Source organism: Allorhizobium sp. GW101-3B10, assembly GCF_059424725.1.
Genome location: NZ_JBWKZR010000001.1, coordinates 3651599 through 3666034, shown reverse-complemented (window position 1 = coordinate 3666034; position 14436 = coordinate 3651599). Strand labels below are relative to the sequence as shown.

The 14436-nt window shown below is 60.6% G+C and carries 10 protein-coding genes and 1 tRNA gene; 10 read left to right on the top strand and 1 reads right to left on the bottom strand.

The annotated features are described in order from the left end of the window. Nucleotides 1–110 precede the first annotated feature (110 nt). The 5 genes from AC07Y0_RS18245 (at nucleotide 111) to galE (ending at nucleotide 8978) form a co-directional block, all read left to right on the top strand. Nucleotides 111–2087, top strand: coding sequence for a hypothetical protein (locus AC07Y0_RS18245; RefSeq protein WP_498679122.1), 1977 nt, complete (start codon nucleotides 111–113; stop codon nucleotides 2085–2087). A 10-nt stretch (nucleotides 2088–2097) separates the two neighbouring features. After that, nucleotides 2098–4281, top strand: a complete 2184-nt coding sequence (locus AC07Y0_RS18240) for a type I secretion system permease/ATPase (RefSeq protein WP_498679121.1) — start codon at nucleotides 2098–2100, stop codon at nucleotides 4279–4281. 11 nt (nucleotides 4282–4292) lie between these two features. Next, the gene (locus AC07Y0_RS18235; RefSeq protein ID WP_498679120.1) at nucleotides 4293–5633 is read left to right on the top strand and encodes an HlyD family type I secretion periplasmic adaptor subunit; all 1341 of its coding nucleotides are present in this window, start codon (nucleotides 4293–4295) and stop codon (nucleotides 5631–5633) included. Between the two features lie 446 nt (nucleotides 5634–6079). After that, nucleotides 6080–7795: a GMC oxidoreductase gene (locus tag AC07Y0_RS18230; RefSeq protein ID WP_498679119.1), complete on the top strand. Its 1716-nt coding sequence runs from the start codon at nucleotides 6080–6082 to the stop codon at nucleotides 7793–7795. A 202-nt stretch (nucleotides 7796–7997) separates the two neighbouring features. Then, nucleotides 7998–8978, top strand: coding sequence for a UDP-glucose 4-epimerase GalE (gene galE / locus AC07Y0_RS18225; RefSeq protein ID WP_498679118.1), 981 nt, complete (start codon nucleotides 7998–8000; stop codon nucleotides 8976–8978). Nucleotides 8979–9174: 196 nt separating this feature from the next. On the opposite strand, the gene AC07Y0_RS18220 is transcribed toward galE, so the two are convergent. After that, nucleotides 9175–9264, bottom strand: a tRNA-Ser gene (locus AC07Y0_RS18220). 200 nt (nucleotides 9265–9464) lie between these two features. Between AC07Y0_RS18220 and AC07Y0_RS18215 the strand changes: the two genes are divergently transcribed. The 5 genes from AC07Y0_RS18215 (at nucleotide 9465) to AC07Y0_RS18195 (ending at nucleotide 14435) form a co-directional block, all read left to right on the top strand. Further along, nucleotides 9465–9782: a hypothetical protein gene (locus AC07Y0_RS18215; RefSeq protein WP_498680274.1), complete on the top strand. Its 318-nt coding sequence runs from the start codon at nucleotides 9465–9467 to the stop codon at nucleotides 9780–9782. Between the two features lie 55 nt (nucleotides 9783–9837). Beyond that, nucleotides 9838–10497: a peptide-methionine (S)-S-oxide reductase MsrA gene (gene msrA / locus AC07Y0_RS18210; RefSeq protein ID WP_498679117.1), complete on the top strand. Its 660-nt coding sequence runs from the start codon at nucleotides 9838–9840 to the stop codon at nucleotides 10495–10497. 248 nt (nucleotides 10498–10745) lie between these two features. Continuing rightward, complete coding sequence (locus AC07Y0_RS18205) at nucleotides 10746–11738, top strand: BMP family lipoprotein (protein ID WP_498679116.1); 993 nt, start codon at nucleotides 10746–10748, stop codon at nucleotides 11736–11738. A 74-nt stretch (nucleotides 11739–11812) separates the two neighbouring features. Continuing rightward, nucleotides 11813–13324 carry an ABC transporter ATP-binding protein gene (locus AC07Y0_RS18200; RefSeq protein ID WP_498680273.1) on the top strand — a complete coding sequence of 504 codons (1512 nt, stop codon included), beginning with the start codon at nucleotides 11813–11815 and terminating at the stop codon, nucleotides 13322–13324. A gap of 7 nt (nucleotides 13325–13331) precedes the next feature. After that, nucleotides 13332–14435: an ABC transporter permease gene (locus AC07Y0_RS18195; RefSeq protein WP_028738420.1), complete on the top strand. Its 1104-nt coding sequence runs from the start codon at nucleotides 13332–13334 to the stop codon at nucleotides 14433–14435. Nucleotide 14436 lies beyond the last annotated feature (1 nt).

Here is a 14436-nt window from a genome sequence, read left to right as displayed (position 1 = left end):
CCTGAACTTTGGTACCAAAGCTACTGGGCTGCGCAGGTCTCTGCGCAGCCCGCTCAAGCCGCCCAGCAACGATACAGGGGCGGATTCGGGACAGGGAGCATACCTTCACCATGCTTGACAAGATCACCGAGGAAATAGCCCATTTCGTTGGATTCTTTCACATGAGCGTCGAGGATGCGCGCATGAGGGAGGCCTACAGGGAATTTTCATACGAGACTCCAGACAAAACCCTCGACACGCCGCCAGTACATCTGTCGGAATTCTCCGCACCTTACGAATTTGTCGGTTTCGATCCCGGTTTGAGGTATCAATCTCCACCGCCAGACCTTTGGCCCGCTCATGGTAGACCGGGCAGGACCGACGGTGTTTCTGCCGACAACAGCGATTCGGTGAGCTCGGTTCAGGCGATCATTCACCCGACGGCTCACTCTGGTCTTGTCGTCACCTCCTCCCCGACGAAATTTGTACCACCTGAGGTCGCCCCCCCGGGTTCGGTGGCCAATTACTTCAACCAGGGCATTGTGCTCTCCGACAACGATTATGTCAGTGTCGGCGGACACGGGCTCAGGTTCGACCCAGTCCCGATCGACAGCAATGATGTGCTCGACGCTGCGCTTGAGGTTGCCGCTCACTCGCCGCTGGGAGAGTTGGAGCGGCCGGGAACTACGGGCGAGATCATTTCGGTCGTCGACACCGTGATTGAGCAGTTGAGCGGGGCCTCCGGTGACGGCGAACATGTTCAGCTCTTCATGAACGACGAGAACATCGATGGCATCTACGTCAACGGTCAACTCGCCGATGAAGCGCCGGACATTGGGGATCACTATTCCTTCGATCGGAGTGAGAACGAAAACGCCTCCGGTTCGAACGTCCAGATTGGCGAGGATGGCACTGTCAGCGTCGATATTTCGGTCGAGATCGAGGCCGGCGGAAACACTCTCGTGAACGACGCCGTGCTGACGAGCATATGGACCGGTGGCACGGTTACTGCCGTGGTCGGTGACCATGTGGAGGTAAACGCAATCATTCAGACGAACGCTATTTGGGATTGTGACGCGGTCGCTCCGTCCGCCCAGCGGTGGGTAGAGGACTGCGGAAACGAACTTTTCAACATCGCGACATTCGAGCGCATTGACGCAGCGGACGAGGAAGCCGCGGCGTCCGATCAGTTTCCGTCATTCTGGTCGGTGGCCGAGATCCAAGGAGATCTCATGATCGTGAACTGGTTGGAGCAGTTCACCTTCATGAGCGACAATGATGTGGGGATCTTCTCAGCCTCCGGCAGTACCTCAAGCATTATTACCGGCGACAACCTCGGCATGAACCATGTGTCAGCCTTTGAACTCGGTTTTGCCTATGATCTGATCATTGTTGGCGGGTCAGTCTACGACGGCAATATCATCAACCAGACGAACGTCCTGTTTGACAACGACCGGGTCGGTGCAACGGACGGCTTTCAGACGACCGGAGAGGCGACGATCTCCTCCGGCGGCAACCTGCTTTGGAACCAGGCGTACATCAGCAATATTGGCGGTGGAGACCGGTTCGACAGCCTGCCGCAATGTTATCTCGACGCCGCCAATGCCTTTGCGGACGACGAGACAGGCCTGCCGCGCCAGGTGCTATCGGACGATGCGTTTGCCGGCCTGCAGGGACTGCGTGTGCTCTACATCAGCGGAGACCTGCTCAGCCTGAACTATATCCGCCAGACCAACATCCTGGGCGACAGCGACCAAATCGCACTCGCTATGGACGCGATCGCTCCGCAACTGGGGGCTAACTGGTCTGTTTTGACAGGCGCCAACGCGCTCATGAACAACGCTAGTATTGTTGATCTTGACTCGCTCGGAAGAACGTATGTGGGCGGTGAACAATACTCCCAGGAAACGCTCTATCAGGCCGAGTTCATATCACAGCAGCCGGACTTCGGTCCTCCCGGCCCGGGCGCGCTCGCCAATGAGGCGGTGCTTTTCTTGGACGATGAGATGCTCGCCCCGCCCGATCTTGGGGCGGAATCGGCCGGGTACACCCCTGCCGAATATGATGGGCACGCAAACGACGGGTTGAACGGCCTGATCGGATACTGAAGGGGGACTTATGTTGGAAATCGGTACACGTCTCGAAGGCCCCGCCAATCAGGTGGAGATCGAGCCAGACAACCACAGACTGCGGCGAAACCGCGACAATGCGGCGGACGATGTCTACGCAATGTTAGAAAAGGCTGTCGATGAATTCTTGAAGATCGAAGCGCCTACCGACGCCGTGTGCGATACCGAGCCGCGTCAACCACCGGCCCCCCCGCGGCCCGCTGCCCCCCAGTATGACCTTCGCTTAGGCGCGCCAAATCAACGAGCCTCTGAAGCTTCCGCAAGCGAAACGCGCGATGATCGGCGTGACGGTCCGTCTGGGCGCAATGCGCCTCATGCCAAGGTCGTCGAGGGCATGAAGACGATCGAAAGCGATTGCGGCCCGGTGGAGGCGCGTCCCGCCAAGGGCGATGCACTCGGGGGGCGCGTAGGCAAGGGACCGGCTGACGCCGGCGCTACATTTCACAAGCGGCTCGGTCCAGTCGATTTCAATGCCAGCCTTCAGGCGGGCATCAAAGCCGTAAGGAAGAATCTGTTCGTGGTCATGTTGTTTACGCTTGCGAGCAACGTGCTCGTCCTGGCGATACCGATCTACCTGTTCCAGATTTCCGATCGCGTCCTTACGAGCCGGTCGATCGACACCTTGATCATGCTGACGCTGGTTATCGTCGGAGCCATCATTCTGCAGGCGATGTTCGACGCCTTGCGGCGCTTCATCCTCATGCGCACCGCAGTGGAAGTCGCCGCCCAACTCGGCGCACCGATCTTAAGCGCGGCTGCCCGCGCATCGCTGCAAAGCAACGGTCGCGAATACCAGATGCTGGGCGACCTCCAGCAAGTTCGCTCCTTCCTGGTGTCCAGAACGCTGCTGGCGTTTCTCGACGCCCCGACCGCACCGATCTTCCTGCTCGCCGTGTTCCTCATTCATCCGCATCTCGGTTTCATCGTCGTTGTGACCGCAATTCTCTTGCTGGTCTTGACGCAGATAAACCAGCGACTGACGGCCGCTCCATTCGCGGAGGCCAACACTGCCCAGGTGAAAGCCAATCTCTATCTGGATTCGATGACACGCAATTCGCAGATCATCAATGCTCTGGCGATGATACCGGAAGCAGTCCACATATGGGGCAAGGACACGGCCACATCATTGAAGTCGCAAGTGATCGCGCAGGATAGGAACATAGCCATTGCGGCCATTTCCAAGGGTACCCGCCTCCTGACCCAGGTGACGATGCTCGGTTGGGGTGCCTATCTGGCGATCGAGGGCGAATTGACCGGAGGCATGGTCATCGCTTCCTCCATCATCGCCGGCCGCGCGCTTGCTCCCATCGAGGGTGCGATTGAGGGATGGAACCAGTACAGCCAGTCGCGCGCGGCCTACGGACGAATTTCCGCCCTGCTCAGAAGTTCTCCCTTCAATTTCGAACGTCTCAACCTGCCGAAACCCGAAGGGCGCCTCGACGTCGAGCGCCTGCTCTACGTACCGCAAGGGACGAAGCGGGTGGTGCTCAACGGCATCTCCTTCGCGCTCCAGCCGGGTGATTCCCTGGCCATCATCGGAAACTCGGGCGCCGGAAAGACCACATTGGGCAAGATGCTGGTGGGCTCAATCCTTCCCACATCCGGAAATGTCCGGCTGGACCTGATGGACCTGCGCAATTGGGACCAGCGGCAGTTCGGCGAGAATATCGGCTACTTGCCTCAAGACGTGCAACTGTTTCCGGGTACGATCAAAGATAACATTGCCCGCATGCGCCCCGACGCCACCGACGAACAGATCTACCGGGCGGCATCGCTGGCGGATGTGCATGAGATGATTGCGACCCTGCCGCACGGCTATGAAACCCTGGTCGCCTCCGATGGCTCGCCCCTGTCAGGGGGGCAGAAACAGCGCATCGCGCTTGCGCGCGCGTTCTTCGGCGACCCACACCTGGTCGTTCTGGACGAACCGAACTCCAACCTCGACGGTGCAGGCGACGCCGCACTCCTTCGGGCCTTGCAACATGCCAAGGAGCAGAAGATCACGATGATCACTATCACCCAACGTCCCTCTCTGCTCACGAGCGTCGACAAGATACTGCTGCTCGTCAATGGCACGGTGGCGCTCTTCGGCATGCGAACAGATGTGCTGAAAGCCATGGAAGCCCGCGGAATCAGCATTGAAGGCGGTGCCTTCGGTCATCAACTGCAATAGGAGCCGCGAATATGACGGACATAGCCAAGGTCCACGATATCGAATGGTACATAGATGTTCCGCGGTCGATATGGAAGCAAACGACGATCGGCCTCGTCCTGATGGGCGCGGCGTTCGGAGGGTTCGGAACTTGGGCCGCAACCGCGCCGCTGGCCGCGGCCGTCATCTCGCAGGGCAGCTTCGTCGCTACGGGACAGAACAAGATCGTCCAACATCTTGAAGGCGGCATAATCGAGGAAATTCTCGTGAACGAAGGGGATCAGGTCATCGAAGGCCAGCCCCTCGTGCATCTCGATGAGACCGCTGCAGAGGCAAAACGAAGGGAGCTGTTTCTCCGCCGCATGAGATTGGAAGTGACTGCAACCCGCCTGACGGCGCAGTTCGAAGGTGTCGAAAATCTCGATCTATCGAGGCTGCTCGAGGGATATCAGGACGATGCCGATGTATGGTCGATCGTCGTCAGCCAGCAGTTGAATTTCCGTGCCCAGCAGCAAAAGCTCTCCGGCGACCTTTCTCTGCTCGAACAGAACATTCAGGCGCTGCAATTTCGCGAAGTCGGCTATACCCGCCAACGCAATGCCACCGTGCGACAACTGGAACTGCTCATGCAAGAGCACCAAAACAAGAAGACCCTGCTGTCCAAGGGTCTGATACGGGCCAACGAGGTGAGGTCCATCGAAAGAGCGATCGCCGAGACGGAAGGGCAGATCGGGCGGCTTGAGGCCGAGGTTTCGGAAACGAAAGCCCAACTGGTGAAGGGAAAACAGGAAATCCTGCGGACGCGGGGCACCTATCGCGAGGAGGCACTGGAGCGGTTGCAATCGATACAGAGCGAACGAGACACCGTTCGCGAACAGCTGCGCGAAGCGGACAACATTCTTGCACGTGCCACAATTGATGCGCCGACTACCGGCACCGTCATCCGCATTTATTATCATACCACGGGCGGCGTCATCGAGAGCGGCAAACCCATTCTCGAAATACTCCCTGCCGGAGTACCTCTGATCATCGAAACGCAGGTGCCGCGCAACGACATCGACAGCGTGAAGGTTGGCCAGATCGCGACCATCCGTCTAATTGCGCTCAACCAGCGAACGACACCGGTGCTCAAGGGCGAAGTTTTCTACGTTTCGGCTGACGCCCTGCAAGATAGAAATCCTGCTGGTGCCAGTCGCGACGCCTATCTCGCGCGCATCAATGTTTCCCCGACCGAGCTGGCGAAAGTCCACAACTTCGCACCAACGCCTGGCATGCCGGCGGAGGTGTTGATCCAAACCAACGAAAGAACATTCTTCAGCTATATCGCAAAGCCGGTCACGGACAGCATGTCGCGGGCCTTTTCCGAACAGTGAACGGGCCTTCCGCTGCTGTCGCGCAGCACTGGAGAACATGGTCGATGCGGTCAGAAGCTGCAGGGCATGGTTGCTGGTGTCGCGGTTCTTCATGGTTCACTGCGCACAGTGGTGCCCCACCGCAACCAAGACATTGATCGCTTCTGTTTCCGGGGAGTTCGATTCATGCCTCGGAACGGCCGATGCGGTTTTCCTTGGCGTTCTGCGGCGGTCGTTTCACATCGGACTGATAGCAGGGTCTCCGTCGCGTATGAGAAGCCGCCTGCGCCGCCGCGCGCGCTCTGGATGACCGTGCGCTACTCCTTTGGTTCACGCAACAATAGCCAGAATCGCTAGGACTTAGACGCCTGGTACTCCTTGGCAACCAAGCGGGAAATTCGGAAACATGGGGGGATCGAAATCGGCTGCGACGTGCCGCCTGTGGCAGCGGGGGAACCGGATTTGCAATGAAGATCGAGTATTTGGCCGAACTTGAGGACAATTCGGTCATCGCGGTGGATCTTGTGGTCGTCGGTGCGGGCCCTGCAGGTCTGACGATCGCCGCACAGTGCGCGCGCACTGGGAAGCGGGTTCTAGTCGCTGAAAGTGGGCTCGAATTTGAGGATCCGGAGCATTCGGCGCTCAACGAGGTCGAGAATGTGGGCGAACCACGCACGGACGCGCAATTCAGCAAACGCAAGGAGTTTCACGGCTCGCAAGCTGGTTTCTGGTCGCACGAGACACAGCCCTTCGGCGTGCGCTGTCGGGCGCTGGGGGGATCGACGCATGCTTGGGCGGGGAAATCCGCCCCGTTCGACGCGATAGACTTCCAGGTACGTCCTTGGGTGACCCATTCCGGCTGGCCCGTTGATCGGAGCCAAATCGATGCGTATGTCGAGCGCGCGATGGAGGTTCTGAACCTTAGCCCCATTGCACCGCCCGGCCGTTTCGACAGGGAGGGGCTCCAGTCCTTCTACTGGCAGTTCGCCCGCTCGCGAATTGATCGGCTGGACGTCATGCGTTTCGGCAGGGAATTGCTCGCGCAAAGGCCGCAGAACACGCGTGTTCTTCTCGATGCATCGGTCACGCATATCGGCCTCAGCGCCGACGGATCACGGTTCTCACACGTCGATGTGACAAGCATCAAAGGCAAGCGTGCCAGGATCGAGGCCAGGATGTGTGTCGTGGCCGCAAGTGGCATCGAGAACGCGCGGCTCCTGCTGGCGTCCAACGATGTCCATGCGCAAGGAATCGGCAATCAGTACGATGTCGTCGGGCGATATCTGATTGACCATGCGGCCGCACGGGTCGGACGGTTTCCGAGCGAGCGGATGGCTAGCGTGGCCAAGCTCTTTGGCTTCTTCGGCGTGTCCCACAAAGGCCGCGCACACATGTTCATGCACGGCCTGGCGCTGACGCCCGAGATACAGCAGCGCGAAGGGCTACTGAATGCCGCGGTCTATTTCGCCACGGAGCGGGCTCCGGACGATCCATGGGACGCCCTCAAGAATCTGTTGCGCCGGCGCAGCAAGAACCCGGGACGCGACCTTCGGTCGGTCGCGGCCGGCTCAGGTTTGATCGTCAGGGGGACCGGAATGCGGATCCTCTCGGACGAGCGGACACCCAAGGTCGTCAAGGATCTCGTGGTCAATACCGCGATCAGGTTCTCGCCGAACATGGTTGCTGACGAATTCCAGAACCGGGGCCTCCCGCACAAGCTGGTAGGTCTGCGAATGGAGGCAATCTGCGAGCAAGCCCCGGACCCCGACAGCAGAATCAGCCTAAGCACGCGACGGGACAGGTTCGGCGTCCCGCTCGCCAGGGCCGATTGGCGCATCAATGGCCGCGAACGCCAGACGCTTTTGAGGATCGCAGAGCTCTCACGCGACGCCCTGGCGAGTGCCGCTCTCCCGACGCCGGAACTCGAGGACTGGGCAGTTGAACGGCGGCCGCAGGATATCGTCATCATCGACATGGCGCATACGCTCGGCACGACGAGAATGTCGGTCAGCCCGAAGACCGGCGCGGTCGATGAGAACTGCAAGGTTCATGGCCTGCCCAATCTCTACATTGCCGGTGGATCAGTCTTCCCCACAAGCGGTCACGCCAACCCGACGCTGATGATCCTGGCGTTTGCGATCAGGCTCGCCGATCACCTCAGCGGTCAACTGGCAAGGCTCTGAACCGTTCGCTGAGTAAAGAGCTTCGCTTCCGACATCGGGTACCCGGCGGATAGCAGGACACATCAGGCTAAACACGCCTCCTGTGCAGACAGAAAGAAAGGCCAAGGAAGTCGCGGCTTTGTTGGCCATCGAGCGAACCATAGAGCAACGAAATTGCCGGTTGTTCCCTCTCGGTCCCGTCGGCATCAATGAGGATTGATGAATGTCAGACAAAACGGTCCTCGTCGTAGGCGGTGCCGGCTATATCGGATCGCATACCTGCCTCGCTCTTGCGGAGAGGGGCTACACCCCTTTGGTCTACGACAACTTCTCCAGCGGTCATCCCGAATGCGTCAAATGGGGGCCAGTGGAGGAAGGTGACATCCGAGATCGCGACACCTTGGACGACGTACTCAAGCGCCACAAACCGATCGCCGCGCTTCATTTCGCCGGCTTGATCGAGGTCGGGCAGTCGTTCAAGGATCCCGAAGCCTTCTACGACGTGAACGTCTCGGGTGCGCTGAATCTTCTCGGTGCCCTGATCAAAGCGGACATACGCTCCTTTGTCTTCTCGTCGTCCTGCGCCACCTATGGCATGCCCGAAACGCTTCCATTGGATGAGCGGCATCCGCAAAGGCCGATCAATCCGTATGGGCGAACGAAGTTCGTGCTCGAACAAGCGCTATGGGACTACGCAACGTGCAATCGTCTGCGCTCGGTGATGCTGCGCTATTTCAATGCCGCAGGCGCAGACTTCGAAGCGCGGATCGGCGAATGGCATTCTCCGGAGACTCATGCGATCCCGCTTGCCATCGACGCTGCGCTCGGGCGCCGCCCGTCGTTCTCGATCTACGGATCGGACTACGAAACCCGCGACGGGACCTGTATCCGTGACTACATTCATGTGAACGATCTTGCCGACGCTCATGTCAAGGCGCTGGACTATCTTCTCAAGGGTGGGGAGACAACCGCGATCAATCTCGGCACGGGAACCGGGACCAGTGTCAAGGAGCTGATCGGTGCGATCGAAACTCTTACCCGCCGGCCGCTCCAGGTCGTTCACTCGGAACGCCGTCCGGGCGACCCGCCGTCGCTGGTAGCCAGCAACGAGGTCGCGCGCGCGGTGCTCCGCTGGGAGCCTCGATATGGCATCGAAGATATTGTCCACTCCGCCTGGAACTGGCATTCGCGGCTCAACGGTTGAGAAGGGTCTTCCTGACTGGCTGAATAACCGGTCGAATAGAGGGGCCAACGAAGACAAGCGGCAAACTATTCTCTGAAACACAGAACCTAGTTCGCGACGGTCCAAGGTTTGAGCTCAGTGCAGCACAGGTGAATTTGTGGGGCGCCGTACATATCTCCCGCCCTAATGGCGTTAAATCAATATGTTGAGCGACGAATGGCGGACAGAGAGGGATTCGAACCCTCGGTACGCTTTCACGTACACACGCGTTCCAGGCGTGCGCCTTAAACCACTCGGCCACCTGTCCGTAAGATCCGGCGCATCGTTTGGGTGAAGCGGCCGGTCGGGCGCGATATATAACGAGGATTTCCCGGCGATCAACCGAAATCTGACGGTTTTTTGACTTGCCCGGTCAAAAGCCTATCTATTAGCTGGTTCGCGGCGATGCGCGGGTGCATGTGAGGGGCATGCGGCCTGAGCGCATGGCGTGAAAGTGGGGATGGGATGGTGCGGTTCGTGTTCCGTATGGGGAGTTTTGTTGCTCTGTGCCTTGCGGTGATCGCCGGCGTCATGGATTCGATTGCCTCGGTCTCCGCCTCGCAATTCGTCGTAACCCCGCTTCGCCTGGCCTGGGTGGAGATCGGTCCGACCTCGCTGGTCCGGTTCCGCGCCGTGGTGGAAGACAGGGTCGGTGCCGCCGTCTGGCAGATGTTCGACGCCTGGTTGTTGCCGCAGCCCGCCTTTGCCGTGCTTCTCAGCCTTGCGCTGATACTCTGGATGATCGGCTACAAGAAGCCGTCGCCTGCCGGACGTTTCGCTGCCTGATGCCGTTCGGGTCGTCATATCCGAAGGCGCGGCCCGCCTTCGCAAGGAGAGCCTGATGTTCCTGATCGACATGTTCAACAAGAAGATGACCATGCCGACCGCCGAGACGGCGCTTCCCGGCCGGGCCGAGCCGTTGGCGACGGCCGAGACCCACTTCGTCTCCGGTCGTCCCCTGAAAGGGCCTTACCCCGAAGGCCTCCGGATCATCTATCTCGGCATGGGCTGCTTCTGGGGCGCCGAGCGCCTGCTGTGGAAGGTGCCCGGCGTCCATGTCACTGCCGTGGGTTACCAGGGCGGCGTTACTCCGAACCCCACCTACCAGGAGACGATCACGGGACTGACCGGTCACGCCGAGGTGGTCAAGGTCGTCTATGATCCGAAGATCGTGACGCTCGAGGGCCTGCTCCGGGTCTTCTTCGAGGCGCACGACCCGACCCAGGGCATGCGCCAGGGCAATGATATCGGCACCACCTACCGCTCTGCGATCTATGCCGAGACCGCCGACGATATCGACGCGGCGCTGAGGGTCCGCGATGCCTTTCAGCAGGCGCTGGTCGCGGCGGGCCGCAAGCAGACGGTGACGACGCAGATCGCGCCGGCCGGCCCGTTCTACTATGCCGAGGACTATCATCAGCAGTATCTGGCGAAGAATCCGGGTGGCCATTGCGCGCTTCGCGGCCTCGGCGTGGCCTGCCCGCTTCCCGCCGCCGACTGAGTGCGATGTGCCTGCGCGAGCGGCAGCGAGCCCTTTGATCTGGCTGAATTTTCGGCGCGGTGGGCGAAAAAATCGCCCGTTCGACTATTCTTTACCAGTTGAAAAAAATCGGGTGAATTTTTCCAAAAGCCATGCAAGGATGCGTCCAGCCAGGCCCCTGGAAAAGGGGTCGGTGGTTCCGCAGACATGCGTGTCAAAGCGCTTGCGGGAGGACCCAACAAGATCAATAGCAACAACAGGGCTGCAAAATGAAGAAAACCCTTTTGAGTCTCTTTGCCTTGGCCGCGATGTCGGCAACGGCGCTCGCCGCCGACGTCAAGCCGGCGCTCGTCTATGGCACGGGCGGCAAGTTCGACAAGTCGTTCAACGAAGCAGCCTACGCCGGAGCGGAAAAGTTCAAGGCCGAGACCGGCATCGACTATCGCGACTTCGAACCGACCGGCGATACGCAGGGCGAGCAGGCGATCCGCAACTTCGCCTCCAAGGGCTATAACCCGGTCGTGGCCGTGTCCTTCGCCTGGACCTCGGCGATCGAAAAGGTTGCCGCCGAATTCCCCGACACCCAGTTCGTCATCGTCGACTCCGTCGTCGATCTGCCGAACGTCCGCTCGGTCGTCTACAAGGAAGAGGAAGGGTCCTATCTCGTCGGCGTTCTCGCCGGCATGGCGTCGAAGACCGGCAAGGTCGGCTTCGTCGGCGGCATGGACATCCCGCTGATCCGCAAGTTCGAATGCGGCTACGAGCAGGGCGCCCGCGCAGCCAAGGCCGACATCCAGGTCTTCCAGAACATGACCGGCACGACCGGTGCGGCCTGGAACGACCCGGTTCGTGGCGGCGAACTCACCAAGAACCAGATCGACCAGGGCGCCGACGTCATCTACGCGGCAGCCGGTGCGACCGGTCTCGGCGTGCTGCAGACCGCTGCCGACAACGGCAAGCTGTCGATCGGCGTCGATTCGAACCAGAACCACCTGCATCCGGGCTCGGTGCTGACCTCGATGGTCAAGCGTGTCGACCTCGCCGTCTACAACGCCTATGCCGACAGCAAGGGTGACAAGTTCACCCCCGGCGTCCAGGCGCTCGGCGTCAAGGAAGACGGCGTCGGCTACGCGCTCGACGACAACAACGCCAAGCTCATCACCGATGACATGAAGGCAGCCGTCGAAAAGGCCAAGGCCGACATCATTGCCGGAACCATCAAGGTTCACGACTATATGTCGGACAATTCCTGCCCGAAGTGATCTGATGCGGGCGCAAGGCGGTCGTTTTATCCGCCTTGCGCCCTTTCCATGTCTGGGGGACCGGAATGAGTGATATGAGCCAGGCACCGGCGATCGAGCTGATCGGCATAGACAAGAAGTTCGGTGCGGTGCACGCTAACAAGAACATCAACCTCACCGTGGCCAAGGGCTCGATCCACGGCATAATCGGCGAAAACGGTGCCGGGAAGTCGACGCTGATGTCGATCCTCTACGGCTTCTACCATGCCGACAGCGGCGAGATCCGCATCGACGGCAAGCCGGTCGCCATCCGCGACAGCCAGTCGGCGATCGCCGCCGGCATCGGCATGGTGCACCAGCACTTCATGCTGGTCGAGAATTTCACCGTGCTGGAAAACCTGATGCTCGGTGCCGAGGGCGGCCCCCTGCTCGGCAAGGGCACGGATGCGGCGCGCGACGCCTTGAAGAAACTCGAGGCCGACTATGAACTCGAGGTCGACCCGGATGCGGTGGTAGAGGAGCTTCCCGTCGGCTTGCAGCAGCGCGTGGAAATCTTGAAAGCCATGTATCGCGGCGCCGAGATCCTGATCCTCGACGAGCCGACCGGCGTGCTCACCCCCGCCGAAGCCGACCACCTGTTCAAGATCCTGCGCGTGCTGCGTGACCAGGGCAAGACGGTCATCCTCATCACCCATAAACTGCGCGAGATCATGGCGATCACCGACACGGTGTCGGTCATGCGCCGCGGCGAGATCGTCGCGACCCGCACGACGTCCGAGACGACGGTCGAGGAACTGGCCGAACTGATGGTCGGACGCCGCGTGTTGCTGCATGTGGACAAGGGCGATTCCAATCCCGGCGAGGTCTTCCTTTCGGTGCGCAACCTGACGGTGAAGGACAATCGCGGCGTCACCATGGTCGACAACGTCTCCTTCGATGTGCGCTCCGGCGAGATCCTTGGTATTGCCGGCGTCGCGGGCAACGGCCAGAGCGAACTGCTGGAGGCCATCACCGGTATCCGCAAGCCGACCTCCGGCGAGATCCTGTTCTGCGGCCAGCCCGTGACGGGCTTCGACCCGGCGCGGCTGCGCGGCTTGGGCCTCGCCCATATCCCGGAAGACCGCCATCACATGGGCCTCGTACTGGCCTTTGAGGAGGCGGAGAACGCCATTCTCGGCTATCATCGTGACGCCCGCTACGGCAAGGGCGCATGGCTCAATCCGGATGCGGTGCGCAAGGCGGCCGTCGACGAGATCGAGAAATATGACATCCGCCCGCCCAATCCGCGGCTGAAGACCGCCAATTTCTCCGGCGGCAACCAGCAGAAGATTGTGGTCGCCCGCGAGATCGAGCGCGACCCGAAGCTTCTGGTCGTCGGCCAGCCGACCCGCGGCGTCGACATCGGCGCCATCGAATTCATCCATCGCCGGATCATCGAGACGCGCGACGCCGGCAAGGCGGTGCTGCTGGTGTCGGTCGAGCTCGACGAGATCCGCTCGCTCTCCGACCGCGTCCTGGTGATGTTCGCCGGCAAGATCGTCGGCGAGAAGAGCCCGGAAACCGGTGAACAGACGCTCGGCCTGATGATGGCCGGTATTGCCGCATGAGGTTTTGATGAGCACCGCTTCCGTACCGCTGCCGAATTGGATCAACTATGCGCTGATCCCGCTGATCAACCTCGTCCTCGCCTTCCTGGTCTCCGGTCTCGTGGTCTGGATCATCGGCGAGGACCCCTATGAAGCCCTGAAGCTGATGCTGGCCGGCGCGCTCGGACGCGGCGAAGGCATCGGCTTCACCCTGTTCTACGCCACCAACTTCATCTTCACCGGGCTATCCGTCGCGGTCGCCTATCATGCCGGCCTGTTCAACATCGGCTCCGAAGGCCAGGCCTATCTCGGCGGCCTCGGCGCAGCCCTGGTCGCCCTGTCGCTCGACCACTACGTGCCGTGGTACGTGACCATGCCGCTTGCCATCTGTGCCGCAGCCCTGTTCGGCGCTGCGGGCGCCGCCATCCCCGCCTGGCTGCAGGCCAAGCGCAACAGCCACATCGTCATCACGACGATCATGTTCAACTACATCATCTCGTCACTGATGAACTATGTGCTGGTGCATGTGCTGATCGTGCCCGGCAAGATGGCGCCGGAAACCCGCACCTTCCTCGAAGGCGGACAGCTGCCCAAGCTCGACTGGCTGATGGCCATGTTCGGCCTGAAGCTCGGCCCCGCGCCCCTCAACGTCTCCTTCCTGATCGCGCTCGTCATGTGCGTGCTCGTATGGGTGCTGATCTGGCGCACCAAGCTCGGCTACGAGATGCGCACCCTCGGCATCAGCCGTTCGGTCGCCGCCTATGCCGGCATTCCCTATGTGAAGATCGTCATCATCACCATGCTGATCTCCGGCGGCCTTGCCGGGATGATGGCGCTCAATCCGGTGATGGGTGCGTCTGCCCGCCTGCAGGTCGAGTTCGTCAGCGGCGCCGGCTTCGTCGGCATTGCCGTCTCGCTGATGGGCCGCAACCATCCGATCGGCATCGTGCTCGCCGCGATCCTGTTCGGCGTGCTCTACCAGGGAGGTGCGGAACTGTCCTTCGACATGCCCACCATCACCCGTGACATGATCATGGTGATCCAGGGTCTGGTGATCCTGTTCGCCGGCGCGCTCGAATACATGTTCCGGCCGACGATCGTGCGCATCTACCAGCAAATCGTCAAAGCGTGAG

Excerpts from the sequence above, each read along its gene's own strand:
- AC07Y0_RS18245 (WP_498679122.1), top strand. The coding sequence starts at position 111 with ATGCTTGACAAGATCACCGAGGAAATAGCCCATTTCGTTGGATTCTTT.
- AC07Y0_RS18240 (WP_498679121.1), top strand. The coding sequence starts at position 2,098 with ATGTTGGAAATCGGTACACGTCTCGAAGGCCCCGCCAATCAGGTGGAG.
- AC07Y0_RS18235 (WP_498679120.1), top strand. The coding sequence starts at position 4,293 with ATGACGGACATAGCCAAGGTCCACGATATCGAATGGTACATAGATGTT.
- AC07Y0_RS18230 (WP_498679119.1), top strand. The coding sequence starts at position 6,080 with ATGAAGATCGAGTATTTGGCCGAACTTGAGGACAATTCGGTCATCGCG.
- galE (WP_498679118.1), top strand. The coding sequence starts at position 7,998 with ATGTCAGACAAAACGGTCCTCGTCGTAGGCGGTGCCGGCTATATCGGA.
- msrA (WP_498679117.1), top strand. The coding sequence starts at position 9,838 with ATGTTCCTGATCGACATGTTCAACAAGAAGATGACCATGCCGACCGCC.
- AC07Y0_RS18205 (WP_498679116.1), top strand. The coding sequence starts at position 10,746 with ATGAAGAAAACCCTTTTGAGTCTCTTTGCCTTGGCCGCGATGTCGGCA.
- AC07Y0_RS18200 (WP_498680273.1), top strand. The coding sequence starts at position 11,813 with ATGAGCCAGGCACCGGCGATCGAGCTGATCGGCATAGACAAGAAGTTC.
- AC07Y0_RS18195 (WP_028738420.1), top strand. The coding sequence starts at position 13,332 with ATGAGCACCGCTTCCGTACCGCTGCCGAATTGGATCAACTATGCGCTG.